General features: G+C 64.2%; 23 protein-coding genes and 1 pseudogene. 13 read left to right on the top strand and 11 right to left on the bottom strand.

Going from position 1 to position 25560, the window contains the following annotated elements; translation table 11 throughout:
- Nucleotides 1-11: 11 nt before the first annotated feature.
- From RFM68_RS00500 to RFM68_RS00485, 4 genes are all read left to right on the top strand, one after another.
- On the top strand, nt 12-773 hold the full coding sequence (locus RFM68_RS00500) for an SDR family NAD(P)-dependent oxidoreductase (RefSeq protein WP_320230703.1): 762 nt from the start codon (nt 12-14) through the stop codon (nt 771-773).
- Between the two features lie 844 nt (nt 774-1617).
- Nucleotides 1618-2988 carry a glutamine synthetase family protein gene (locus RFM68_RS00495; protein WP_320230702.1) on the top strand — a complete coding sequence of 457 codons (1371 nt, stop codon included), beginning with the start codon at nt 1618-1620 and terminating at the stop codon, nt 2986-2988.
- Entirely contained in the window at nt 2988-4283 is a 1296-nt protein-coding gene (locus RFM68_RS00490) for an NAD(P)/FAD-dependent oxidoreductase (protein WP_320231033.1), read from the top strand. The genes RFM68_RS00495 and RFM68_RS00490 overlap by 1 nt, the downstream gene beginning before the upstream one ends.
- A 318-nt stretch (nt 4284-4601) precedes the next feature.
- Nucleotides 4602-5390 carry a DeoR/GlpR family DNA-binding transcription regulator gene (locus tag RFM68_RS00485; protein ID WP_320230701.1) on the top strand — a complete coding sequence of 263 codons (789 nt, stop codon included), beginning with the start codon at nt 4602-4604 and terminating at the stop codon, nt 5388-5390.
- A 117-nt stretch (nt 5391-5507) separates the two neighbouring features.
- Here the strand turns inward: RFM68_RS00485 and RFM68_RS00480 are convergent, their stop codons facing one another.
- The 6 genes from RFM68_RS00480 to RFM68_RS00455 form a co-directional block, all read right to left on the bottom strand.
- On the bottom strand, nt 5508-6014 hold the full coding sequence (locus RFM68_RS00480) for an L-2-amino-thiazoline-4-carboxylic acid hydrolase (protein WP_320230700.1): 507 nt from the start codon (nt 6012-6014) through the stop codon (nt 5508-5510).
- A 64-nt stretch (nt 6015-6078) separates the two neighbouring features.
- A complete protein-coding gene (locus RFM68_RS00475) occupies nt 6079-6855 on the bottom strand; it encodes an ABC transporter ATP-binding protein (RefSeq protein WP_320230699.1) in 777 nt (258 codons plus the stop codon).
- A complete protein-coding gene (locus tag RFM68_RS00470) occupies nt 6852-7853 on the bottom strand; it encodes an ABC transporter ATP-binding protein (RefSeq protein ID WP_320230698.1) in 1002 nt (333 codons plus the stop codon). The genes RFM68_RS00475 and RFM68_RS00470 overlap by 4 nt, the downstream gene beginning before the upstream one ends.
- Complete coding sequence (locus RFM68_RS00465; RefSeq protein ID WP_320230697.1) at nt 7850-8680, bottom strand: ABC transporter permease; 831 nt, start codon at nt 8678-8680, stop codon at nt 7850-7852. The genes RFM68_RS00470 and RFM68_RS00465 overlap by 4 nt, the downstream gene beginning before the upstream one ends.
- Nucleotides 8677-9663 carry an ABC transporter permease gene (locus RFM68_RS00460; protein ID WP_320230696.1) on the bottom strand — a complete coding sequence of 329 codons (987 nt, stop codon included), beginning with the start codon at nt 9661-9663 and terminating at the stop codon, nt 8677-8679. The genes RFM68_RS00465 and RFM68_RS00460 overlap by 4 nt, the downstream gene beginning before the upstream one ends.
- Before the next feature lie 279 nt (nt 9664-9942).
- On the bottom strand, nt 9943-11553 hold the full coding sequence (locus RFM68_RS00455; RefSeq protein WP_320230695.1) for an ABC transporter substrate-binding protein: 1611 nt from the start codon (nt 11551-11553) through the stop codon (nt 9943-9945).
- A 332-nt stretch (nt 11554-11885) separates the two neighbouring features.
- On the opposite strand from RFM68_RS00455, the gene RFM68_RS00450 reads away from it, so the two are divergent.
- On the top strand, nt 11886-13073 hold the full coding sequence (locus RFM68_RS00450) for a M24 family metallopeptidase (RefSeq protein WP_320230694.1): 1188 nt from the start codon (nt 11886-11888) through the stop codon (nt 13071-13073).
- Nucleotides 13074-13124: 51 nt separating this feature from the next.
- On the opposite strand, the gene RFM68_RS00445 is transcribed toward RFM68_RS00450, so the two are convergent.
- The 3 genes from RFM68_RS00445 to RFM68_RS00435 are packed head-to-tail and all read right to left on the bottom strand — an operon-like array spanning nt 13125 to nt 15594.
- Nucleotides 13125-13541 (bottom strand): cupin domain-containing protein, encoded by a 417-nt coding sequence (locus RFM68_RS00445; protein WP_320230693.1) that lies wholly within the window; start codon nt 13539-13541, stop codon nt 13125-13127.
- A 4-nt stretch (nt 13542-13545) separates the two neighbouring features.
- Complete coding sequence (locus tag RFM68_RS00440; protein ID WP_320230692.1) at nt 13546-14385, bottom strand: phosphoenolpyruvate hydrolase family protein; 840 nt, start codon at nt 14383-14385, stop codon at nt 13546-13548.
- A gap of 12 nt (nt 14386-14397) precedes the next feature.
- A complete protein-coding gene (locus tag RFM68_RS00435; protein WP_320230691.1) occupies nt 14398-15594 on the bottom strand; it encodes a Tm-1-like ATP-binding domain-containing protein in 1197 nt (398 codons plus the stop codon).
- A gap of 113 nt (nt 15595-15707) precedes the next feature.
- Between RFM68_RS00435 and RFM68_RS00430 the strand changes: the two genes are divergently transcribed.
- From RFM68_RS00430 to RFM68_RS00395, 8 genes and pseudogenes are all read left to right on the top strand, one after another.
- A complete protein-coding gene (locus RFM68_RS00430; protein WP_320230690.1) occupies nt 15708-16355 on the top strand; it encodes a TetR/AcrR family transcriptional regulator in 648 nt (215 codons plus the stop codon).
- Between the two features lie 437 nt (nt 16356-16792).
- Nucleotides 16793-17905 (top strand): ABC transporter ATP-binding protein, encoded by a 1113-nt coding sequence (locus RFM68_RS00425; protein WP_320230689.1) that lies wholly within the window; start codon nt 16793-16795, stop codon nt 17903-17905.
- Between the two features lie 46 nt (nt 17906-17951).
- A complete protein-coding gene (locus tag RFM68_RS00420) occupies nt 17952-19385 on the top strand; it encodes an ABC transporter substrate-binding protein (RefSeq protein ID WP_320230688.1) in 1434 nt (477 codons plus the stop codon).
- 80 nt (nt 19386-19465) lie between these two features.
- Nucleotides 19466-20527, top strand: coding sequence for a carbohydrate ABC transporter permease (locus RFM68_RS00415; protein WP_320230687.1), 1062 nt, complete (start codon nt 19466-19468; stop codon nt 20525-20527).
- A 3-nt stretch (nt 20528-20530) separates the two neighbouring features.
- Nucleotides 20531-21469 (top strand): carbohydrate ABC transporter permease, encoded by a 939-nt coding sequence (locus RFM68_RS00410; RefSeq protein WP_320230686.1) that lies wholly within the window; start codon nt 20531-20533, stop codon nt 21467-21469.
- Nucleotide 21470: 1 nt separating this feature from the next.
- Entirely contained in the window at nt 21471-22559 is a 1089-nt protein-coding gene (locus tag RFM68_RS00405) for an ABC transporter ATP-binding protein (RefSeq protein WP_320230685.1), read from the top strand.
- Nucleotides 22556-22996 carry a hypothetical protein gene (locus RFM68_RS00400; protein WP_320230684.1) on the top strand — a complete coding sequence of 147 codons (441 nt, stop codon included), beginning with the start codon at nt 22556-22558 and terminating at the stop codon, nt 22994-22996. The genes RFM68_RS00405 and RFM68_RS00400 overlap by 4 nt, the downstream gene beginning before the upstream one ends.
- Nucleotides 22997-23103: 107 nt before the next feature.
- A pseudogene (locus tag RFM68_RS00395) lies at nt 23104-23886 on the top strand (ABC transporter ATP-binding protein); the annotation flags it as partial.
- A 38-nt stretch (nt 23887-23924) separates the two neighbouring features.
- On the opposite strand, the gene RFM68_RS00390 reads toward RFM68_RS00395, so the two are convergent.
- Complete coding sequence (locus RFM68_RS00390) at nt 23925-24356, bottom strand: DUF4437 domain-containing protein (protein ID WP_320230683.1); 432 nt, start codon at nt 24354-24356, stop codon at nt 23925-23927.
- Between the two features lie 107 nt (nt 24357-24463).
- Nucleotides 24464-25432 (bottom strand): AraC family transcriptional regulator, encoded by a 969-nt coding sequence (locus RFM68_RS00385; RefSeq protein WP_320230682.1) that lies wholly within the window; start codon nt 25430-25432, stop codon nt 24464-24466.
- Nucleotides 25433-25560 lie beyond the last annotated feature (128 nt).

The raw sequence follows: 25560 nt of genomic DNA, 5'->3' as shown, positions 1-25560 counted from the left end.
AAGACAAATCCATGATTTTGAAAGATCGTATCGCCGTGGTGACGGGCGCCGGGTCGGGCATCGGCCGCGCCGGGGCGATGATCATGGCCAGGGAAGGGGCTGTCGTGATTATCGCCGATCGCGATCCGGCGGCGGGTGAGGCGACGGCGTGCGACATCCGCGAAGCCGGCGGCCGCGCCGACGCGGTTGCCACCGATGTCGGCAATGATATCGCCGTCGAGGGGCTGATAGAGGGAACGCTCGGCAGGCATGGCCGCATCGACATCCTGCACAGCCACGCCGGCATCCAGGTCGGCGGCATGCTGACGGAAGTGGGCGCGGACGGGATGGATGCCTCGTGGCGGATCAATGTGCGGGCGCAGTTCCTTGCGGCGAAGGCCGTCATGCCGGCGATGATCGCCCAAGGCGGTGGCGTCATCCTCAACACGGCGTCCAATTCCGGCGTCTTCTACGATCGCGAGATGATCGCCTATGCCACCTCCAAGCATGCCGTGGTTGCGATGACCCGGCAGATGTCGCTCGACTACGCAAAACACAATGTGCGCATCAACGCGCTCTGCCCGGGCTGGGTCGACACGCCGTTCAACGAGCCGTTCATCGCTCAGATGGGCGGCCGTGAAGCGATCGAAAACTACGTGCGGACGAAGATCCCGATGGGGCGCTGGGCGAGCGCGGAGGAGATCGCCGAAGCGATCCTGTTCCTCGTCTCCGACCGCTCGTCCTTCATGACCGGACAGGCCTTGGTCGTGGATGGCGGCGAGAGCGTCGGCTGAGGTGCTTTGGTGAGCCCCGCTGGTCCCTTAACACAGAAGTTTTGACCGGTTGGCTATGTGTGCGTTGGCATGCCTTGGCGATTGGCCGAGACGCCTATCGCGATCGTCATCCACGGGCGCAGCAAGGAGCGTAGCGACGCGCGCAGACCCGAGGATCCATGCCGTGACTTGGAAGCGCCGCGGCGGTCCAGAAATTCTGCACCGTTGCACACCTCGGTGTAGGTAACGGCATGGATTCTAGGGTCTGCGCGCGTCGCTACGCTCCTTGCTCCGCCCTAGAATGACGAGGTTCAGGAGCCTTCAGCTTATCGCCAGCGTTTGCGCTGACTACCCCAACGGGCGTTGATAGCCCCGACTGACAACCCTGCAGTCTTTCAAAATCACTGTGTTGAGGAACTACCGGTCGCCGGGATTTCCGTAAGTCGGATCGTGCGCCGCAAATTCGCGGCAAAGGTGGGCAGCCGTTCATCGCTTGGGCTTGCGCCGGACGCGACGATCGGTCAAACCATAGGCCAGGTTCCTCGATGAGGCTTGTCATGCAAGCAGCAAAAACGCCTTTCCGCACCCGGCCGGGTTCCGTTCCGGCGGCGAAGAAGCGCGTCTCGACAGGCTGCCACTGATCATGCGCTGCTGCCGCCACGAGAACCTGCAGCGCGCGGAGGAGACCAAGGTCGGCTCGCATGTCGTTCGTGACGGCTGGACCGAAGGGGTGCAGGCACTCTGCATCCGGCCTTTGGCCGGCCATCAGGCGGGCGTCCGTCCTCGGATAACGCAGCTTAGATAACGCTCTACCCGGAACGGACATGCCCGCCGAAGCGATCTCTCCTTCGTACGGACATGACCAATGCCTGACAATCTGAACTCCTCAATCCCCGGCGCGGACACGCAAAGCTGGCTGAAAACGCATGCGATCAGCGAGGTCGAGTGCCTGGTACCCGACGTCAACGGCGTGCTGCGCGGCAAGACATTGCCGGCGGCCAAGTTCCTGAAGTCGCTCGACGACCGCGCGCTCTATTTGCCGAGCAGCGCCTTCCTGGTCGCCATAGATGGCCGCTATTCCGGCTCCATCGACGAGGGCTTCGCCTATCAGGATCCCGACATGCGGATGGTGCCGGACGTTTCGAGCTTGTGTCTTGCGCCCGGCAGTGCCGGCAGAGCCTATGTTTTTGCCGACACGTTCCACATGGACGATCGGCCATGGATGGCTTCGCCGCGCCACGTGCTGAGAACCGTGCTCGATCTCTACCGCCGGCGTGGCTGGCGCGCGGTGATGGCGCCGGAACTCGAGTTCTATCTCACGGCGCCCAACCCCAACCCCGACCAGCCTTTGACCGCGCCGGTTGGACGCAACGGCCGGCCTGAAAGCGTGCAGCATCCCTACGACATGCAGGCGCTGGAGGAATTCGAGGCGGTGACGCGGCGGCTCTACGAATATGCCGCTATCGCCGGCTTGCCGGTCGAGACGCTGATCCACGAATCCGGCACGGCGCAGCTCGAGATCAATCTCCTGCATGGCGATCCGCTGGCGCTTGCCGACAAGGTGCTGTTGTTCAAACGCCTGGCGCGCCAGGCGGCGCAGGCGAGCGGCATGCACGCCACCTTCATGGCGAAGCCGATCGCCGCACAGGCCGGCAGTTCGATGCATCTGCACATGTCGATCGTCGACGAGGCGGGCGAGCCCTTGTTTGCCGGCAAAGACGGCGAGGACACCGGGATGTTCGCGCATTTCATCGGCGGCCTGCAGAAATACATCCCCGAAATCATGCCGCTGTTCGCGCCCAACGTGAACTCGTACCGGCGCATCCGGCCGAACCACAGCGCGCCGGCCAACATCGAATGGTCGCATGACAACCGCTCCTGCGGCCTGCGCGTGCCGATGGGCGGGCGCGCCGCGCGGCGGATCGAAAACCGGCTGCCGGGGGCCGACGCCAATCCCTACCTTGCCATGGCCGGCTCGCTGATCGCCGGCTATCTCGGCATCGAGGAGAAGCTTGCCCGCTCGCCGGAAGCCTTCGGCAACGCCTATCGCAGCCAAAGCACGCTGCCGAAAACCATGGAGGAGGCGCTGGACCGCTTTGCCGCCTGCGAGCCCGTGCGGGCGCTGCTCGGCGAGGATTTCTTCCAGACTTACCTGCGCGTGAAGAGCGTCGAGCTCGACCTGTTCCAGAGCGTCGTGACGTCCTGGGAACGCGACCATCTGTTGCTCAAGGTGTGATCATGGGTTCAACGGGTTTCAATTCCGATCTCGATATCGGCAAGTCCTATTATGTCGCCACCGCCAATCCGGCGCCTGACCATCCGGCTTTAGCCAGCGATGTCGAGGCCGATCTGGTGGTGGTGGGCGGTGGCTGCACGGGCCTGTCGGCGGCGCTGCACGCGGCCGAGCGTGGTCTCAAAGTGGTGCTGCTCGAAGGTGGCAAGATCGGCTGGGGCGCCTCCGGGCGCAATGGCGGCCAGATGATCCCAGGCCTGCGCAAGGGTGCCAGGGGCTTGGTCAAAAGCTTCGGGCCGGAGCGGGCAAAGGCGCTGTTCGATCTGGCCTTCGAGGCGCGCGGGCTGGTGCTCGACATCATCGAGCGCAACGGCATCGAATGCGACTTGCGCCAGACCGGCCATCTGGTCGGCGCCGTCAACAGTTCCGACATACGCGACTTCGAGGACGAAGCCAAATGCCTTGCCAAGGTGATGAAGTTCACCGATGTCGAGATCCTATCGGCGGCGCAGGCGCGGCAGATGGTGGACACGCCCTATCAGGGGGCTGTCTTCGAGAGGCTCGGCGGCCACATGCATCCTCTGAACTACACGCTTGGGCTCGCCCGAGCGGCGGTCGGCGCCGGCGTCGTCATCCATGAGAACTCGGTTGCCATCCGGCTGGAGCGCGAACCGTCCATCCGAGTGTTCACCGACAAAGGGTCAGTCCGCGCCAGGCATGTGGTGCTGGCCGGCGACGCGTTGCTGAAAGGGTTGGAGCCACGCGTCAACAGCCGCATCATGCCGGTCGGCAACTATATCGTGGCCACCGAGCCCTTGGGCGAGCGCAGTGTCATTCCGGCCAATGTCGCCGTGTCGGACACGCTGTTCGTCGTCAATTACTACCGCATGTCGGCGGACGGCCGTCTGCTGTTCGGCGGCGGCGAGCGCTACACGCCGTCGCCGCCGGCCGACATTGCCGGCTTCGTGCGGCCGCATATGCAAAAGACCTTCCCGCAATTGCGCGGCTGCCGCATCGACCATGCCTGGGGTGGGTTGGTATCGGTGACGACGTCGCGCCTGCCGCATGTCGGGCATTACGGCGAGGTCTATTTCGCGCATGGCTATTCCGGCAAGGGCGTCATCCTGTCGACGCTGTCGGGCAAGCTCTTGGCGGAAGCGATCACGGGTGATGCCTCGCGGCTCGACCTGTTCTCGACGCTGACGCCGCTGCCGTTCCCGGGCGGCACGACACTGCGTGGCCCGCTCTATGTGCTCGGCATGTTGTGGTACGCCATGCGCGACCGGCTCAGGCACTAGGTCTGTCGATATTCAGGTGAGGCCGGCCTGCAAATGGCGGCTTCCTGCGCTTCCGGTGCTCACGTACTTTAAGTACGCTCCGCTCCGGCCTTCGCCGGCCGAAGCCCTCATAAGTGTCCCCGCTCTATGAAGGCTACGGTCGGCGTAGGCCGGTTCTCGGAAGCCACCATTTTCGGCTCGGCCTGACCTGAATCTCGACGGACCCCGGCTGGCTTCCTTTACACGGCGTGACTAATGTCTGGCGGCGCTGGGGACGAATCTACGGCGCGGCCAGCGTACTCGACAAAGGCAGTCCACGGCCGCAACCAAGGAAGACCGATGAACATCGAGCCGGGCCGACTGACGAAGAAGGAGCGACATGAGCTGATCCTGTCGGAGGTCCGGCGCTCGGCATCGATCCGCATCTCGAAGCTTGCGCGCCGCATCGGCGTCGCTGGCGAGACCATCCGCCGCGATCTCATCGAGCTGGGCGAGGCGGGGCTTCTCAACCGCACCTATGGCGGCGCGACCATTTCGCTGGTGACGTCGGAACCTGTGATCGCCGAACGCGGTCTCACCATGGTCGAGGAGCGAGCCCGCGTCGGGCGTGGCGCGGCTGGGCTGATCGAGAAAGGCAGCATCGTGATGATCGATGGCGGATCGACCACCTACGAGGTCGCGCGCAGCCTCTCGCAGCTCAGCCGGGACCTGACGATCATCACCAACTCCGTCGGCGTCGCCTCGGTTGCCGGCGCCAATCCCAGCTTCCGCGTCATCCTTTGCCCCGGCACCTATGACAGCCGAGAGGCCGCGGTGCTCGGCGAGGACACGGTCGAATTCGTGCGCCGCTACAATGCCGACGTCGCCATCATCGGCGCCTCGGCGCTGAACGCCGAAGGGCCGAGCGACATGATCTCGGGCGCGGCCGCGGTGAAGCGCGCGATGATGGCGCGATCGCTGTCGACCATGCTGGTCGTCACCAACGACAAGTTTGGCCGCAGCGGCCTGGAGCGTGTCTGCGCGCTGAGCGAGATTTCCGATGTCGTCACCGACAGCGAGCCGGCGGCGGAGCTGCGCGCCGCGATCAACGAAGCGGGCGGCGAGCTGCACGTCTTTGCCGAGAGCTGAATAATTGTCCGGCTAAAGCGCGTCGCGATGAAACGGATTCAGGCGACGCGCTTTAAAGTCTTTGTTTTGATGCATGTCGTAATCCCAAAACCGCTGCGCACTTTTGGGCGACATGCATTAAGCGTCGCGGTTGGTCAGCGCGATGTGGCAGCAGCCGGACCCATTGTCCGGCGTCCAGGTGACGTTGGCGAATCGCACACCGGTGGCCTCGAACAGGCCGCGGTCGAAGGCGCCGGCGATGCGGCAGAGCGTGGCGAGATTTTCCTCGCCGACGCCAGCCTCGACCCAGGCATCCTTCAGCGGGCAGCGGCTCACCTTGAAGGCGATGTGGTCGGGTCCGCGTTCGACATCGGTGGGGTACATGCGCCCGTCATCCGGGCTGACGGCGAGGAACGCCTCGCCGATTGCCGGCGCGTCGTTGGGGCCGAAATCGGCGAAAGCCGCCGCCGCGACCTCCCGGCCGCGCTTTTCGATGGTGCGGATCATCACTGCCTCGGCCTTCTCCGCGCCGAGCTCGGCGGTCAGTTCATCAAGGAAGAGGCGATAGAGGTCGGCCCTGTTGCGGAAAGCGGAATCGAGCTCGCGCGACAGTTTTTCGGCTCTGGCTGCTTCGGGATCGGTCATGATGCGTCCTGATTTTGTTGTTTGACCATGATCTTGCCCGCAAACCGGTTGCCACTATGCGGGATCATGGCCTGTTCCTATTCAGTCTCGGCATCGCCGCCACCAGCGCCTTGCCGATCGCCGATTGCGGATTGGCGACGACGGCGCGGGCGTCGCCGCACTCGGCGATCCGGCCGGCATCGAGGACGATGACGCGATGCGCCACGGCACGGATGACGCCGAGATCATGGGAAATGAAGAGATAGGCAATCCGTTCCTGCCTTTGCAGGTCGAGCAGCAATTCCAGGATCTGCCCGCGCACCGAAACGTCGAGCGCCGACACGGCTTCATCGAGCACGATCAGCGACGGCCGTGTGGCGATGGCGCGGGCGATGGCGACGCGCTGCCGCTGGCCGCCGGAAATCTCGTGGATGGCGCGCGCGGCAAGGCCGGCGTCCAGGCCGACCCGCTCCAGCAATGCCGCGATACGGCGGGGGCGCTCGGTGCGTGAGGCGATGTCATGGATGCGCAAGGGATCGTCCAGCACGCGCGCGACCGTGGCGCGCGGATTGAAGGCTGCGAGCGGGTCCTGGAACACCATCTGCAGGCGGGCACGGCGCGCGCGCAGCGCGGCGCCTGACAAGGCGAGGAAGTCCGCGCTTTCGAAGTCGATGCGGCCGGCATCGGGCTCGATCAGCCGCAGCACCAGCCGCGCGATCGTCGATTTGCCGCTGCCGGACGGCCCGGCGAGCGCCAGCGTCTCCGCCGGACCGATCTCGAAGGACACGTCGTCGACTGCCGCGAAAGGCTTGCCGCCGCGATGGTAGCGCTTAGTAAGGTTGGAGACAGTGAGCACGGTCATGCCGAGGCGCCTTGCCGGTCAAGAAGAGGCTTCGCGTCGAGGCCGAGATGAGCATCGACCAGCGAGCGCGTATAAGGGTGGCGTGGCTCTTCGATGATTTGACGGGTCTCGCCAAGTTCGACCAGTTCGCCATGGCGCAGCACTCCGATGCGATCCGCAAGCGCGGCGGCAAGCGCGATGTCGTGGCTGATGAAGAGCAGCGTCATGCCGTCCTCGGCCACCAGCCGGCTGATCAGGGTGACGATCTCGGCCTGGACGATGGTGTCGAGCGCGCTGGTCGCCTCGTCGGCGATCAAGAGCTTTGGCCCGGCAGCGATTGCCGCGGCGATGGCCACGCGTTGCTTCTGGCCGCCGGAAAGCTGGTGCGGGTAGGCGCGGAGGATGGCCTGCGGGTCAGGCAGGTGGACGCGCTCAAGGAGCGTTGTGGCTCGTGCCAGGGATTGGGGCCAGTCGAGGCCGAGATGCGTATGCGCGACTTCCGCGATCTGCTTGCCGACCGGCATCACGGGATCTAGGCTGGCGGAGGGGTCCTGGAAGACGAAGCCGATGTCGCGGCCGAGGTGGGGAGTTTGGGCGATGCCAATCTCGCTTGGCCGGCGTTCTGTCGCGCCCCCCTCTGTCCTGCCGGACATCTCCCCCTCTAGGGGGGAGATTAGCTCGTGATCTCTGCCTTCGCCGATTTTCGAGGTCGCAAAAAGAAGGCCGGCGACGGAACTGCCAATCTCCCCCCTTGAGGGGGAGATGTCCGGCAGGACAGAGAGGGAGGCCTTGGCGCCAGCGCTTTCCGGCAGGAACCAGTCCACGCGCCCGCCAATCTTGGCGCCCCCAGGCAACAACCCCGCGATCGCCAGCGCCAGCGTGCTCTTGCCCGAGCCGCTTTCGCCAATGACCGCCAGGCGCTCGCCGCCCCCGACGTCGAGGCTGATGCCTTTCACCGCCGCCACACCATCGCGACGGTAGCGCACCGAAAGGTCGCGGATCGAGAGCAGGGCGGTCACAACAGACTCCTGCGTACCGCGGTGCTTTCCACCACGCCCTCGCCGGCGAGATAGACGCCGAGCACGGTCAGCACCAACGCGATGCCGGGGACAATCGACAGGAATGGCGCAGTGCGTAAAACGGCGCGGCCTTCGGCGATCATGCCGCCCCAGGTGACGCGGTTGGGGTCGCCGAGGCCGAGGAAGGAGAGCGCGGCTTCGGTCAGGATTGCCGCCGCGACGATCACCGAGGACAGCGCCAGCACCGGCGGCAGGGCATTGGGCAGCACTTCGCGAAAGGCGATCTCCAGCGGATGCATGCCGATGACGCGGGCGCCGGCGACATAGTCGCGCTCACGGATCGACAGCACTTCCGCACGCGCCACGCGTGCCGGGCCTGTCCATGCGCCAAGCGCTATTGCCGCGACGACGACGCCGAGCGAAGGCCCGACAATGCTGACGAAGGCGAGCGCGAGCAGGAAGCTCGGAACGGTCTGGAAGGCGTCGGTGATGCGCATCAGCACTTCGTCGATCAGGCCCCCGGCAAAGCCGGCTAAAGTACCGACAACGGCGCCGATCAGGAGCGCCGCGGCGGCGGCCGCCAGCCCGACCGCCAGCGAGGTGCGGGCGCCGTGAAAGAGCTCGGCCAGCACGTCGCGGCCGAGCCGATCGGTGCCAAGCGGCAGCGACCAGTCCTGGAACGGCGGCAGCAGCGCCGGACCGGCGATTGCCTGCGGGTCGCTGGGAAAGAGCAGCGGTGCCGCCAACGCCATTGCGACGAGCAAGGCGAGGACGAAGGCGCCGGCGATCGCGTCCGGCGTGCCGAAGAAACGACGCAGGCGGCTCATGCGCCGGCCTCGCTAGCGCCGACGCGCGGATCGAGGAAGGCGTAGGCGAGATCGACCAGAAGGTTGATGACGACGACGAGGACGGCGCTGACCAGGATGATGCCGAGCAGCAGCGGCGTGTCACGCCCGGCAACGGCTTCCTGCGCCAGCCGGCCGAGGCCCGGCACGGCAAAGACGCTTTCGATGACGACGCTGCCGCCGAGCATCTGCGCCGATTGTAGGCCGAGCATGGTGACCAATGGCAGAAGCGCGTTGCGGGCGACATGGGCAAGCACGATGCGGCGGCGCGTCAGACCCCTGGCGCGGGCGGCAAGCACGAAATCCTGCCGCCAGGCCTCGGCCATGCCGGTGCGCATCATGCGCAGATAGAGTGCCAGATAAATGAAACCGAGCGCCGAGACCGGCAGCACGAGGTGGGTGGCGATGTCGGCGGCCCGCGCCAGGCCGGTCTTGCCCGAGGCTATGGTCTCGATGCCGCCGATCGGCAGCCAGCGCAGGTCGACGGCAAAGACTACGATCAGCACCAGCCCGAGCCAGAAGCCGGGCACGGCATAAAGCGCCAGCGAGCCGATCGACAGCAAGTGGTCGCGAAAGCTGCCGGGTCTGGCGCCGGCATAGACGCCGAGCGCCGAGCCGAGGCCGAAGGAAAGCGCGGTGGCGCTGCCCATCAGGATCAGCGTGGTCGGCAGGCGTTCGAGGATCACATCGCGGATCGGCCGCGAGAAGGTGACGGATTGGCCGAGATCGAGATGCAGCAACGCCCAGAGATAGTTGGCGAGGCGTGTCAGCTCGGATTGGTCGAGACCCCAGCGGTGGCGCAGCAATTCGATCATGCCGGCATCGCCGCCAGTCGAGACGATATAGGCGTCCACCGCGTCGCCTGGGGCGGCTTCGAGGAGGAGGAAGCTGCCGATGACGACGATCAGCAGCACGAAGACGCTGCCGACCAGGCGACGGCGGAGGAGAGTGAGGGCGCGGGTCATGCGCGTCTCGGAGACTTTGTGCTCAGCCGACTAAAGGAAATGCCGCGCCCAGGCACCCCCCTCTGTCCTGCCGGACATCTCCCCCTCAAGGGGGGAGATTGGCTGTCACCAATGGCTTCGCCAATCCCCATCGTTGCAGAATTGGCGAGACAGACAAGCTGCTGATCTCCCCCCTTGAGGGGGAGATGTCCGGCAGGACAGAGGGGGGTATCGTAGAGCTCGACGTATGTCCGTGCATCTACGACGATTTCGCCGCAAACCTTCATCCGCGCGAGTGTGTCACGATTCCAAATAGGTGTCCGCCCAGTTAGACACTGCCCAGCGCGGGTTGTTGGCTATATTCCCAACCTTGTCGCTTGCGACGCTGATGAAGCTCCATTCGGCGACGTTGATCAGCGGCAGGTCGGCCGCAACCTTTTTCTGGAACTCCTTGTAGAGCTCGGTGCGGGCGGCGGTGTCGAGCGTCTCTGAAGCCTTCGCAATCAGTGCGTCGAGGTCGGCGTTCTTGTAGCCGCCCTGGTTGGAGAAGGGCACGCCATCGGGAATGCCGCTCTGAACCAGGATGGTGGTCGAGATCGCCGGGTCGCCGCGGAACACCGGCGGGCCGACGGCGAGGTCGAAGGCGTGGTCGGTGTAGACAGCCTTGATGTGGGCGGCCGAGTCGTTGTTGACGATCTCGGCGTCGATGCCGATAGCGGCGAGTGCCTGGCGCAGATAGTCGCCGAACTGCTTTGTCTCGTTGAAGTAGGGCGCCGGCAGCAGCTTCAGCGCAAAGCGCTTGCCGTCGTCAGCGCGCTTGTAGCCGGCTTCGTCCAGCAGCGCATTGGCCTTGGCGACGTCGAAGGGATAGGTCGGCACGTCGGCGGTGTAGAATTGCGGATCGTTCTTCGGCACCGGGCCGGTCGCGGTCGCCGCGTAGCCGAGGAAGATCGTCTTGACGACGAAATCCTTGTCGATGGCATGCGCGATCGCCTGCCGCACCTTGAGGTCGGCCAGTTCCTTGCGGCGGTGATTGATCTCGACGACCAATTGATAGGTCAGCCCCTCATAGCCCTTGGTGATGACCTTCAGTCCGGGCACCTTCGAGATGCGGTCGAGATCGGCGAGCGGCACGGCGGAGAAGGCGGCGAGCTGGATCTCTTCGGCTTCGAGTGCCGCGGCTGCGGACGTGCGGTCCAGCAGCACCTGGTAGACGATCTCGTCGAGATAAGGTTCGTCCTTGCCCCAGTAGGCGTCGTTCTTCGCAAGCCGGTAATATTGCCCGGCCTTGTATTCGGCGAATTTGAACGGGCCGGTGCCGATCGGCGCGTTGTTGGCCGAATTGTCCTCGATCTTGCCGTTCTCATAGACGTGCTTCGGCACGACGCTCGTCAGCGCCGGCAGCGCGTTGCGGATCAGCTGGAACGGCGTCGGCTTGGCGAATTTGAAGATCGCCGTCAGCTCGTCCGGCGTGTCGACGGCCTCAAGGTCCTTGAACACGGTGCGGCCGAGATTCTGCAGCGGCTTCCAGATCTGCAGCGCCGAGAAGGCGACGTCGGCGGAAGTGAAGGGCTTGCCGTCGTGCCATTTGACGCCGTCGCGCAATTTGAAGGTCACCGACAGACCGTCGGCCGCACCTTCCCAAGAGAGCGCCAGGCGCGGCTGCAATCCATCCTTGCCGTCGAAGGAGGCCTCGGCCAGCGTCTCGACGATTTTGCTCGAAATGAAGAAGACGCCGTTGGAGGCGACGATTGCCGGGTTGAGGTTGCGTGGCTCGGAATCGGCGGCGACGATCAGCCGGCCACCCTTCTTCGGCGTCTGCGCGAAACCGATGGTCGGCAGCGCGGTCGAGGCCAGAAGCAGCGCCGAGCCGGCCAGCAGGCCGCGGCGTGAAATCGTCAATTCCGACATCGCTCAAACTCCCGTCTTCGCGCCGTGGCAGGCGCGGCAATCCGCTGATTATGGCGCTTGGCAAAGGTTTCGCCAGAGACGGATTTGGCGCATCATGGCTTGGCTTTGAAATTTCCGTCCGCTGGACCAGCCAGCCGAAGAGTCATCCTGCCGCTATTTGGTAGGACCAGATGATGCCCAGTCGGATCAAGACTCGGGGTGGAAAGGGCATTCGGTGCTAAAGTGATCAATTCTGGCTGGACCAGAGTGGCCGAGATGATGCAGATTTGGCTGACAGCCAAAGATCGTGACGTTCGGCGCTCCTGCGGCCGATGAAAAATAGGGAGAGGCAGATGAACATCGCTCCGGGCAAAACCGAGGTCAGCAGCATTCCGTTCGACCAGGCGCGGGTGGATAGGCTGATGGAGGAGGCCGGCATCGACGTGCTGTTCGCCACCTCAAAGCACAACACCCAATATCTGCTCGGCGGCTACAAGTTCATCTTCTTTGCCGCCATGGATGCGATCGGCCACAGCCGCTACCTGCCGATCGTTCTCTATGAGAAGGGCGGGCCGGAGCACGCCGCCTATATCGGCAACAAGATGGAAGGCGGCGAGCATCAGAACCATCCGTTCTGGACGCCGACCTTGCATACGGCCTGCTGGGGCACGCTCGATGCCGCCAATCTTGCCGTCGAGCATCTGCGGAAGATCGGCAAGTCGGCTGCTCGCATCGGCATCGAACCAGGTTTCTTGCCGTCGGACGCCTATACGCTGATCCACAAGGCGCTGCCGGATGCCAAGCTGATCGACGCGACCGATATGCTGGAGCGCATGCGCGCCATCAAGACCGGGGCCGAACTGGAACAACTGCGCATCGCCTCCGAACTGATCACCGATTCCATGCTGGCGACGATCGCCTGGGCGCGGGAGGGCACGAGCAAGACAGACATCATCGAGGAGCTCAGGCGCCAAGAGACCAATCGCGGCGCGCATTTCGAATATTGCCTGCTGACGCTGGGATCCAGCCACAACCGCGCCGCCTCAAGCCAGGCGTGGAAGAAGGGCGAGGTGATGTCGATCGATTCCGGCGGCAATTACCACGGCTATATCGGCGACCTCTGCCGCATGGGCGTGCTTGGCGAACCGGATGCCGAACTGAAGGATCTGCTGGCGGAAGTCGAAACCGTGCAGCAGGCGGCCTTTTCCAAGGTGAAGGCCGGCACTCTCGGCGGCGACATGATCGCCCATGCGGAGAGCGTGCTGAAAGCCTCCAAGGTTGCGGCCTTTACTGATTTCTTCGCGCACGGCATGGGGCTGATCACACACGAGGCGCCGTTCCTGATGACCAATCATCCGGTCGCCTATGAAGGCACCTATGCGGCAAAGCCGCTGGAAAAAAACATGGTGCTCTCGGTCGAGACGACCATGCTTCACCCGACACGCGGCTTCATCAAGCTGGAAGACACCGTCGCGGTGACCGACGCCGGCTATGTGATGTTCGGCGACCGGGGCAGGGGCTGGAACAGAGGCGGACTCTGAGTTCGAGTCCGATGTCTCGGCGCATGGCGCCGAGACAGAATGGCGACAGCCTTATTTGCCCGCCGGCAGCAGCTTGAAATCCGGTAGCTCCCGTAGCGCCAGCTCCGGGCCAGCCGGCGAGTAGACGACGAAGAGCTGCATCGGCAGGTCGCCGGTGTTGAGCGTCGAGTGGAAGCGGCTTTCCGGCACGTAGATGGTGCAGCCGGGACCGACTTTCGCCACCACCGGGTTGCCCCTCTCGCCCTCGACCATCTGCTCGCCATTGCCGGAGATGACGAAGATGATCTCTTCGGCGCCGGGATGATTGTGGCGGGTGTGACCCTTGCCCGGCGGCAGGTCGACGACGCCGCCGGAAAAGCGTTCGGCGCCGTTCACTTCCGGGGCAACGGTGAGGGCCATTCTCCCCCAGTCGAAGCCGAAGGCGCTGACGTCCTCCGGATAGACGAACACTTTCTCCCTGTCGGCCATTGCCTCATCCCTTCCTTTTCGTGATCGCCTTGAAATCCGCCGTCTGCCTGGCGATCGCCGCCTCTGCTGGCAGCCGCTCCATCGAGCTTGCGCCATAGAAGCCATGCAGGCCGTCGCAGCGCTCGAGAATGTAGCGCGCGTCGTCGGGCATCGAGATCGGCCCGCCATGGCAAAGCAGGATGACGTCCTTGCGCAGCGAGCGCGCGGCATCGGCAATGGCGTCGATCTCCTTCACGCAGCCGTCGAGCGTTTTCGCCGAGGTGGCGCCGATCGAGCCGCCGGTGGTGACGCCCATATGGGCGACGACGATGTCGGCGCCGGCCCTCGTCATGGCGCGTGCCTCGTCGGGATTGAAGACGTAGGGCGTGGTCAGGAGGTCGAGCTTGTGCGCCTCGGCGATCATGTCGACCTCGAGGCCGAAGCCCATGCCGGTCTCCTCGAAGCTCTGGCGCATGGTGCCGTCGAACAGGCCGACGGTCGGAAAATTCTGCACGCCGGAAAAGGCCATCGTCTTCAGCTCGGCCAGCAGCAGCGGCATGATGACGAAAGGGTCGGTGCCGTTGACGCCGGCCAGCACCGGCGTCTTCTTCACCACCGGCAGCACCTCATAGGCCATTTCCTTGACGATCTCGTTGGCGTTGCCATAAGCGAGCAGGCCGGCAGCCGAGCCGCGCCCGGCCATGCGGTAGCGGCCGGAATTGTAGATGATGATCAGGTCGATGCCGCCGGCCTCTTCGGCCTTGGCGGACAGGCCGGTGCCGGCGCCGCCGCCGACGATCGGCACCCCCTCGGCGATCATCTTGCGGAATTTCTCCAGGATTTCCTTGCGCGGAATGGCGGCCATGCTTGTCGTGTCTCACTTCTTGACGATGTCGAGGAAAGCCTCGGCTGCGGCCTTGGCGAATGCGGGGTCGTTGATGTGCAGCGGCAGGCGCGTCACGATGCGGTTCCTGGTCGGCTTGATCGTGCGCTCGATGGCGTCGAACAGCACCTGATCGGCCTCCGTGTCGGAGAAAGCGCCGCCTTCGATATCGAGCGCCGAGACGCCCTTTTGCGGGATCAGGAAGCGGACCGGGCCCTCGCATCGGGCGAGGCGGCCGCCGATCCATTCGCCGATCTGGCGGCATTCGTCAGCCGTGGTGCGCATCAGCGTGACGTTGGGATTGTGTTCGTAAAACAGGCGTCCGCGATAGCGCTCGGGGATCGTCGGCGGCGCCCAAAAGTTCACCATGTCGAGCGCGCCGACCGAGCCGACGTAAGGCAGCTTCGTGCGGGCAATCGCGCCGAACCGGTCCTCGGTCGCCGGCAGCACGCCGCCGAACAGCAAATCGCAGACCTCGGTGGTGGTGATGTCGAGGACGCCGGCAAGCAGGCCCGAATCGGCGAGCTTCTCCATCGAGCGGCCGCCGGTGCCGGTGGCGTGGAAGACCATGCAGTCATGGTCGGCTCGCAATTGCTCGACGATCGCCGTCACGCAGGGCGTGGTGACGCCGAACATGGTAAGCCCCAGCGCAGCCTTGCCGGCGGCTGATGGCGCTGGCTTCGCCGCCATGCCTGCGATCGCCCGGGCGGCATTGTGCAGCACGACGCGCGACAGCCGGTTTAGCCCGGCCATGTCGGTCACCGACGGCATCATGATGATGTCGGAGACGTCGACGTAAGGCGCGGTGTCGCCCGACGCGAGGGTGGAGACCATGAGCTTCGGCAGGCCGAGGGGCAGCGCGCGCATGCCGGCGGTGACGATCGAGGTGCCGCCGCCGCCGCCGATGCCGATCACGCCGGCGATATCGTCGCGCGACTGGATAAAGTTGGCGAAGGCGGCGGCCATGCCGGCAACGGCGGCGCCGCGATCGTCGATGCCGAGAACCGCGCTGACTCCCTTTGGATGATGCGCGGCGACCTCACTGGCGGGGACATCGACGGGGACAGTCGCGCCGCGCGTGCCGATATCGACACGAGCGACCGCGCCGCCGGCCCTGGCGACGGCATTGGCCAGGAAGGCGAGTTCCTCACCTTTGGTGTCGGCGGTGCCGACCACATAGATGCGCTTCATCGCGTTTCTCCGCCATCGGCTGACCGGCGCTGGGCCGCCAGCCGCTCTTTTTGCTTGGTCCTTCGGAAAGCAAAGGCCATTGCAATTTTTTGAGACGCGCGTATCGTACTGACATGGATGTCTCACGTCAACAAGCCGCGCTGAATGACGACGTCAATGGGCCAGCCGAACGCGGCCCCCGGGCCCGCACAAAACGGCTGATGCTGGAGACGGCGACTCGGCTGATGCAGGCGGGCGTCACGCCCTCGGTCAGCGAAGTCGCGGAAGCGGCCGAAGTGTCGCGCGCCACCGCCTATCGCTATTTCCCCAGCCAGGCAGCCCTGGTGCAGGCAGTGGTCGACGAGGGGCTCGGCCCGATACTGGAGTGGGGATCCGATTCGTCAGATGCCGAACGCCGCGTGGCGGAGTTGATAGACAGCGCGATGCCGCGCATCGAGGCCTTCGAGGCAACGTTCAAGGCAGCGCTGAAATTGTCGCTGGACCAATGGGCGCGCGGGCAGGCAGGCACGCTGGGCGGCGAGCCACCCTTCACCCGTGGCCATCGCATGGACCTGCTGGAGGATGCGCTTGCGCCACTGAGGGGCGAGCTGCCGCCGCGCGAATTCGAGCGTCTGGCGCAGGCGCTGTCGCTGATTTTCGGCGTCGAACTGCTGATTGTGCTGAAGGACATCTGGGGCCTGGACAGCGGCGAGACCCTGGCCGTCGCCCAGTGGGCGGCCTCAGCACTGGTGCGGCAGGCGCGACTCCGGACGCCATCCTGACAAGGGTGGTGGCGGCGTGAGTTGGGCATGGAGGAGGGCTGGACGAAGGCGGATGCAGGATACGAGACTTCTCCCGATGCGGACCGATTGGGGGGTCGTCGAGGGCAATCCGGGGCGGTCGTCGCGGTAGCTCGGAGCGAATCTGGTTCGACCAGATTTGAAGGTCGGCGATTTCAGTAATTTTGGGGATTGGCGTTTTGCGAACGGGATGAAGGTGGAGAACTGCCAAAAATGAAGGAAATACGAACATATAGCGGACGTTTTCAGCTTATTTTGGTGATGGCGAATTTCAAGAAAGCGCTTGACGGGCATCTTAAATTGGTAATACCAGATTATGAAAGAAAAGGCGGATCGGGAATGACAGCCGCAGTCCATTTCGGCAGGGCGAGGGGGATCATACGGATGGCGCGTGTTCCGTCCGCACGAGGTGGCGCATCGTGACGCAGACGTCGCCTCGCGCCAGTGCCGGCAAGGGGATTGCGCTGCGCCTCGATGGGCTCAGCAAGGCCTATGGATCCGTACGCGCCATCAACGACCTGAGCTTCGCCGTCGACGAAGGCCGCTTCTTCGTACTCTTCGGGCCGAGCTCGGTTGGCAAGACGACGACGCTGCGCACTATCGCCGGCCTCGTCCAGGCCGACTCCGGCACGCTTGAGATCGGCGGCCGCGACATGACCCATGCGCCGATCGCCGGCCGCGGCATCTCGATGGTCTTCCAGTCTTTCGCGCTTTACCCCCACCTCACGGTCTATGACAATCTCGCCTATCCGCTGCGCGAGGAGAAAGCCGCGCGCGCCGAGATCGACAAGCGGGTGAAAGAGACCGCCGAGATCCTGAAGCTGACACACCGCCTGAAGGCCAAGCCGGCAACCCTGTCCGGCGGAGAGCAGCAGCGCGTCGCGCTCGGCCGCTCCCTGATCCGCCGGCCAAAGATTCTTCTCCTCGATGAGCCGCTCACCAATCTCGACGCCAAGCTTCGGCACGAGACGCGCGCCGAGCTGAAGCGGCTGCACCGCCAGTTCGGCATGACCGTGATCTATGCCACGCCCGACGAGCTCGAGGCTCTCTCGATGGGCGAGGCGATCGCCGTCATGCGCGATGGCGGCATCGTCCAGATCGGCACGCCGGACGAGCTTTACGAGCAGCCGATCCATACCTATGTCGCCAGCAAGATCGGCTCGCCGCACATGAATCTGTTCACGGCCTCGGTGCGCGCCGACACCAGGTCTTTCGACACGCCGCTCGGGACTCTGGTTCCGGCGACGGCGCCAAAGACTGCCGATGCCGGCGAGGCCGCGCTGATCGGCATTCGCCCGAGCGACATTCGGCTCGCCGCCAAGGGCGAAGCCGGGGTTGCCTCGAAGGTGCATCTGGTCGAACCGCTCGGCGACATCACGATCGTCTCGGTCGTGGCCGGCGGCGAGATGTTGCGCATGGTGCTGCCGGAAGCGATCGCCGCCAGCATCAGGACCGGCGATTCGGCATCGATCGCCATCGATAACAGGAAAATCCACGTCTTCCGCGCCGCGAGCGGCCAGGCAATGACCTGACGCGAACGGCGAGAAGCAATCCGGTTAACCAAGGGAGGAAACGCGAATGACGCCGGTGACCAAAGTGAAAAGGCTAGCGACAGCAGCAAGCTTCGCTGCCACGCTACTGGTGGGAGGCGTGACCTATGCCTCTGCCGAAGAAGTGACGTTGACGATGGCGGTGCCGGATTGGCCCCCGACCCGCATTATGAAGAAGTTCTTCGACGAGCAGTACAAGCCCAAGTCTGGCAATACCGTGAAGCTCGATGTCGACTTCATTCCGTGGCCGGATTTCTACACCCGCGTCAACGCCTCGTTGACCTCGGGCGAAAAGAAGTACAACTTCATCGTGTCGGACTCGCAATGGCTGGGCGCCTTCGTCGAAGGCGGCTATTTCCGCAAGATCAACGATCTCATCGATGCCGACCCGGAACTCAAGGCGACGATGGAGTCGATGCATCCCGCCGTGCTCAACGCCTACTCGACCTATCCCAACAGCACGCCGAACTATTACGGCTTCCCGCAGTTCCCGGACGTGTTGGTCACCTACGGCCGCAAGGATGTGCTCTGCAACGACGACGAGCAGGCCGCCTTCAAGGCGAAGTACAATGAGAAGCTGCCCTGCACCGGCGAAGAAATTGACGCCATGGACTGGAACACGTTCGAGCATGTTGGCGAATTCTTCCAGCGCAAGAAGGGCGACAAGCTCGCCGGCCAGGTGCTGGATGACGATTTCTACGGCATCGCCTATCAGGCAGGCAAAGGCTACGACTTCTCGACGAGCTCGGTCCACACGTTCGTCTGGCAGCATGGCGGCGGCATCTGGGATGAAACCAAGGCCCCGACCGGACATGCCGAAGGCGTCGTAAACTCCCCGAAGTCCATCGAGGGCATGGAGCATTTCCTCAAATTGCTGAAGTACATGCCGCCGGTGGTCAAGACCGGCACCATGGACATCTTCGTCTCGGACCAGTTGTTCCGTGAAGGCAAGGTGGCCATGAACATCGACTGGATCGGTCTCGGCGAAGCCTCGCTCGATCCCAAGACGTCGAAGGTTGCCGACAAGCTGGTGTTCGGATTGGCGCCAGGCCTGCGCGGCCCCGACGGCAAGGTGAATCGTACGTCACAGATCGGCGGACAGCCTTTCGTTCTCACCACCTGGACGACGCCTGAGCAAATCAAGGAAGCGGTGGGCTTCGTGAAGTGGTGGCTCTCGCCCGATATCCAGCACCAGTTCGCCGCCGGCGGCGGCCAGTCCGCGATCAAGTCGGTCTACAGCGATCCGAAATACGCGACCTATCGTCCGTGGGACCGCGCCTGGGCGAACTCGCTCGACTGGCAGAAGGACATGTGGCACGTGCCGCAGTTCTTCGAACTGCTCACCCAGCAGCAGGACCAGTACGACCTAGCCATCACTGGCAAGCAGGACGCCAAGACCACCCTGGATAACATTGCCAAGTTCCAGGAGGACCTCCTGAAGAACGCTGGCCTTATCCAGTAACCTTCCGACATAGCTGCGGGGAGCGGGCAAAAGCCGCTCCCCATCATTGCCACGTCAGGCGCTCCATATTTCGGACTCCCATGACCGCTGTTTCAAACACGCTGCTGACACCACGCCTTACCGCGGTTGTTGCCCACAACTGGAAACTCGCCATCGCTGTCGCTGTCGTCGTGTCGGCCATATCAATGGCGGGCTTGCCGGCGGCTGTCTCCTTCTGGGTGGTGGGCGCCGCGGCTGCGTTGGTCGCTGCCGCATTTACCGTCAACGCGTATCGCCGCCACTACTTCGGCGCCCTGCTGGTAGCTCCGGCAATCGCCGTTCTGTTTGTGATGAATATCTTCCCCCTGCTGTGGTCGCTGGGCCTTTCGTTCTTCGCCTACCAGGCAAACCAGCAGACGATCCGCTTCGTCGGACTCGGGAACTACGTCCGGATCCTTACCAACGATCTCGCTGCTCACGCGACTTGGGGCGCGCTGATCAATACCGCCATGTTCGTCGTGTTCACCGTCTCCGCGCAGATGATCGTCGGCTTTCTGCTGGCCATCCTGTTCGCCAAGCAATTTCCGCTGCGCAAGTATTTGTTGATCCTGGTGCTGACACCGATGATGCTTTCGGTTGTCGCCTCTGGCGTGTTCTTCACCTACTACTATGACCCGACATTCGGGATTCTCAGCTACGTCATCAATTCCATCTCCGGCAACCAGTTCATCCTGATGAGCAACAAAGTCGGTGCCGTGGCGGGAATCGTTTTCGCCGACGCATGGATGTGGTCGCCCTTCGTCATGCTCCTTGTGCTAGCGGGCCTCGTCTCGGTGCCGAAATACCTTTACGAGGCCGCTGCCATCGACCGTATTTCCAGCTGGCGGCAATTCTGGATGATCACCTTTCCCTACATCCGCGGCCTTCTGATGTTGGCCCTTCTCTTCCGCACCATCGAGGCATTCAAGCTGGCGGATCTCGTCATCCTCCTCACCAAGGGCGGCAACGACACACTGACGATCTCCTATCACTTGATCCGCATCGCCAACGAGCAGAACAAGACGAGTGAGGGCGCGGCGATCTCCTATCTGATGCTGTTCATGGTGATCGTTCTCACGAACCTCTACCTGTACCTCGCAAACCGCCGTACGCAGGGAGCCTGACCCGTGGCCGAATCGATATTGGGAAAGCTCGGCTTCGGCAGGGCCAGCGGAGTAGACAGGGCCGGCTGGGGGCGGACGCTCGCCGTGGCCGTCGTCGCCTTTATCTATTTTCTGCCGGTGCTGTTCATAATATTCACCGCCTTCAAACCGCAGGGCGACGCGCTCCTAGTGCCTCCGACGCTGTCGCCCACGTCGCTGTTCGGCTTGATTCCGGATCATTTTGTGTTCAAGCCCACGCTCGAAAATTTTGGGTCCGTCTTTTCCCGCTCGATGACGCCGGACGGTGCCCCGGAAGCGACAGGATTCGACCGTTATTTCTTCAACTCGATCTTCATCGCCTCGGCGTCGGTGCTGCTGGCGCTGGTCATCGGCACCCTGGCGGCCTTCGGCTTCTCGCGCTATCCGCTGAAAGGCAATGACACCTACCTGTTCATCATCCTGACCACGCGCATGCTGCCGGCGATTGTGGTGATCATTCCGGTGATCCTGATGTTCCGCGTAGCGGGCCTGTCGGGCTCGTATCTCGGCATCATCATGCTCTACACCGCCTTCAACCTGGCCTTCACCATCTGGATGATGAAGAGCTTCTTCGATGAATTGTCGCCAGACGTCGAGGATGCCGCCCGCATCGACGGATCGTCCGGAATGCGGGTGTTCTTCAAGATTTGCCTGCCCCAGGTCATCGCCGGGCTCGCCGCCACGTTCGTGTTCGGCCTGATCCTCACCTGGAACGAGTTCCTCTTCGCCCTGTTGCTCTCGGGGCCCGACACGAGGACGGTCCCGGTCGCCATGAACCAGGCCGTGTCGTCGGGTGGACGCGGCACCGACTGGACTTTGCTTGCCGCCATCGAAACCCTGTTCCTCGTCCCAGTCTTCCTGGTCACCTTCTTCTTGCAAAACCATCTGTTGCGCGGCGTAACCTTCGGCACCGTGAAGCGCTGAGATGTCAACCATCGAACTCCGCAAAGTCACCAAGCGTTTCGGCTCCTTCACCGCGGTCAAAGACGTTGACCTGTCGGTGGCCGCCGGTGAGGTCGTCTGCCTTCTCGGCCCGTCCGGCTGTGGCAAGACGACGACCCTGCGCGTCATCGCCGGGCTGGAAAGCGTCACTGACGGCGAGGTCGTCATCGCCGGCAAGGTGATGAACAACCTGCCGCCCGAAAAGCGCGACATCGCCATGGTGTTCCAGTTCTACGCGCTCTACCCGTCGGCATCGGTCGGCGAGAACATCGCCTTCCCGCTCTATCATGACGGCATTTCGGGGGCTGAGCGGACTGCCCGCGTCAACCGCGTCGCCGCGATCCTCCACTTGGAGCACGTTCTCGACCGGCTGCCGAACCAGATATCCGAGGGCGAAAAGCAGCGCGCCGCCATGGCCCGCGCCATCGTCCGCGACCCCAATTGCTTCCTCTTCGACGAGCCCTTGTCGCGTCTCGATGTCGAACTACGCCAGAGCATGCGTGGCCAGATCAAGGAAGTGCTGCAGGGCCTCTCCAAAGCGACCGTGATCGTGACCCATGACCAGCTCGAAGCGCTCACCATGGCCGACCGCATCGCCATCATGAAGGACGGCCTGATCGAGCAAGTCGGCTCACCGCACGAGGTTTTTGCCAAGCCCGACAATGCTTTCGTGGCGAGCTTCATCGGCACGCCGCAGATGAATCTTCTCGAGGCCGACCTCAAGACCTTCGCCGATGGCACGGCGGAGATGACCGTGGCCGGCATTAGTCTGGCGATCCGCACGGACGCGGCGGTCGCGCGCCTGCAGCCCGGCAAGGTGACGATCGGTGTCCGCCCCCGCGCCTTCACCGCGACCGATACGGGGGACCGTGGCACCATCTCCGCCCGGGCCGAGCTCATCGAGCCCATGGGCGCCGAAACCCTTATTCATGCCCGCACGGCGGCAGGCGCCGACATCCGCGTCGTGGTGACGAGAAGCCAGCGGGTCAAGGTCGGCGAGGCGCTGAATCTACGCCCCGATCCCAGGCAAACCCATGTCTTCGATGGCGCCGGAAAGGCGGTACGGTCATGAGCGACAGTTCTTCCGGCATGAGCCGCGCCGGCGCGTTCTGCCTCGAGGTCTTCATCATTGGCCTCGGCGTCATGGCGCTGGTGCTGATCTTCCAACCCTTTTCCATCAGCTTGTACGCGGTCGGCAGCGGTCTCGTGGTGCTTGCCGGACTCATCAACAACCTGCTGCCGTTGGCCCAGCCGGGCGTCAAGGTGCGCAGTGTGGTGACCGTAGCGCTGGTCGTGGCGCTGGTCTTCTGCATTGCGCTGCTGGTTTCGATCACGGCGGCGCATCTCTACGGCGTCTTCTTCCTCAATCCACCGGACCCCAACACTCTCGCCGGCAAGGCGCAGCTCGCCACGCCGCCTTTCTACAAGCAGGCTTTCGTGTGGGAAATCACCGCCGCGGCGGTGATTCTCGCGCTGGTCGTCACCGCTCTCAACAAGACAGCGCGATGATCAGCAGCTGACGCTATCCGGCTGGTCGCGCTCGCGCCGGTCCGCGACGGTCGGTGTGCGTTGCCCTCTCAACTCTCACGCCGTCATCCTCCGGCTTGACCGGGGGACCCGATCCCGAGATCAAGGACCGCGTCGCGCGCGCCGCCCGCACGCTCAGGATCGAGCATCTGCTCGACCGCAAGACCGACCGGCTTTCCGGCGGCGAGATGCAGCGCGTCTCGATCGGCCGCGCCATCGTGCGCAAGCCGCGCGTGTTCCTGATGGACGAGCCGCTGTCGGCGCTCGACGCCAAGCTGCGCGAGGCGCTGCGCACGGAGCTGAAGAACCTGCAGATGCAGCTCGGCGCCACCTTCCTGTTCGTCACCCACGACCAGATCGAGGCGATGTCGATGGGCGACAAGGTGGGCGTGCTCAACCATGGCCGCATCGTCCAGACCGGCACGCCGCAGGAGATCTACAACAATCCGCGCGACACCTATGTCGCGAGCTTCGTCGGCTCGCCGCCGATGAACCTCATCGACGGCAGGCTGGTCGAAAATCGCGCGGTGATGGCGCCGATGAATTTCGAACTGCCGCTGTCAATTGGGGCGAAGACTTTTGGGGGAGCCAAGGCGAGTGGAGCGGCCGATGGTCGCCCGCTCGTCTTCGGCATCCGTCCGGAGGACGTCTATCTGGAAAGCGGCGCGCCGGTCGAGGCGCAGGTCCACGATGTCGAGAACCACGGCGTCGAGAAAATCGTGACGCTCAGGGTCGGCGACACGATGCTGCGGGCCACCGTGCCGGCGCGAACCGCCGTCGCCATCGAGCAGCCGGTGCGCTTCGCCTGGAATCCCGACAAGGTCGTGATGTTCGACAAGGGCAGCGGCGTCAGCCTGCGGCACGCCGGATAGGCGTCCAGCGTGGCCGGCTGTTCGTTGTCGGCGTGCAGCTACTTCGGCAGGTAGGTCTCGTAAGGGGTCTCGTTGATCAGCAGGATCACGCATTCGGTATCCGACAGGCAGGCATCGTCATGCATCTCGTCGGCCTTCTGGGTCCAGTAGGAACCGGCCGGCAATACCACCTTGGTCGCTTCGCCGCCCTGCATCTGCCAATGCGCCCATAGGCCCTTGATCACCACGGCGCGGTAGTCGGCGGTGTGGGCGTGGACGGGGGCGCGCCAGTTGCCGGGAACTTTGACCAGCGTTCCGGCCGGGCCTTTCGCCCGCTCGCCCCAAAGCGGACCAAGGCGCTGCGGCTGGCCCGGCGCCTCGACGGCGTAGGGGATCTTGTCGGCGGGCAGGTAGCTGTCTTCGAGCGCGAAAGCCCGGCCCGGCAGGATGACGGCCGCGGCCAGCGCAAGCGTTGCGAGATGATTGGGCATGGCGGTTTCCTCCGCCATTGAGCTTATGCCGTGCCGGCCGGCGGGGAATGGCGCGGCGTCCAAAAGGCTTGGCAGTTCCTCCGCCCGGTGGCCGGGAATGCCGGTGCCTAGGCTTGTTCGTCGCCGGCGGTGTTGCGAAAATGGCTCGGCGCCACGCCCATCACCCGCTTGAACGCGCGGCTGAAGGAGGCTTCGGAATCGTAGCCCAACCTCGATGCCGCCACCGAAACCCTCATGCCGTCGCGGGTAAGCCATTGCCGCGCCTGGTGCATGCGGACGCGCAGCACGTATTTAGCCGGCGTCTCGCCGACCACGGTGGCGAAGCGCTGCGCAAAGGCGGAGCGCGAGGCGCCCATCATCCTGGCCAGCGTCTCGACCGTCCAGTCGCGCTCGGGCTGCAGGTGAATGGCGGCGAGCACCTTGCCGACATCCGGGTTGCGCACGGCGGCGATCCATCCGGTGGCGTCGCCGCAGCCATTTTCCACCCAGGAGCGGATGATGGTGGCCGCGAGCACGTCCGCCAGGCGGGCGAGGATGCCGCCGGAGCCGACACGGTCCATCGTCACCTCGCCGGCCATCGCGTCGAGCAGATGCTGGATGCCGGGCGCGTTCGCCATCAGCTTATGCGCCTGCATCAGGTCGGGCATCATCTCCAGCAGCGGGTGCGAGCCGTCGAGGTTGAAATGCATGCTGCCGCAAAACAGCAAGGTCTTGCAGCCGTCACAGCCATTGGAGACGTCGTAGATGTTCTCGCACACCGGCTCGATGGTGTAGCGGCCGATCGGCACGGGAGGCACGCCGGGTGCGCTCGCCAGCACATGCTCGGCGCCGCGCGGGATCAGCAGCGCGTCGCCCACCGAGAGCTCTATCCATTCCCTGGCCGGCGAGAACAGCCAGCAGCCCTGCTGACCGATAAAATGAAACCGCGCCGCCTTCTGCGCGGGGAAGGAAACGGCCCAGGGCTCGCCCAGCACGCAACGGCCGTAATCGACGCCGTCGAGGCGCAAACCGCGCAGCATGTCGGTGAGCGGGTCACCGGAAGCCGGCAGAACGGTTTTGGACGAATTGTAATTCATTTCGGCGTTTCTAGCATGGAAACTCCAGGTCGTCACTCCCTATGTTGCACTGCAGCCAAATGTTGCGCCGCAACCAGACCGGACTGACGAGCCGCCCACCAGGCATGTGACGGGTGGAGCCCAGGCTG

Source organism: Mesorhizobium montanum (genome assembly GCF_033977145.1).
Lineage (GTDB): Bacteria > Pseudomonadota > Alphaproteobacteria > Rhizobiales > Rhizobiaceae > Mesorhizobium > Mesorhizobium montanum.
Note: the sequence above shows the minus strand (reverse complement) of the source record. Positions and strands in the feature narration are given on the sequence as shown.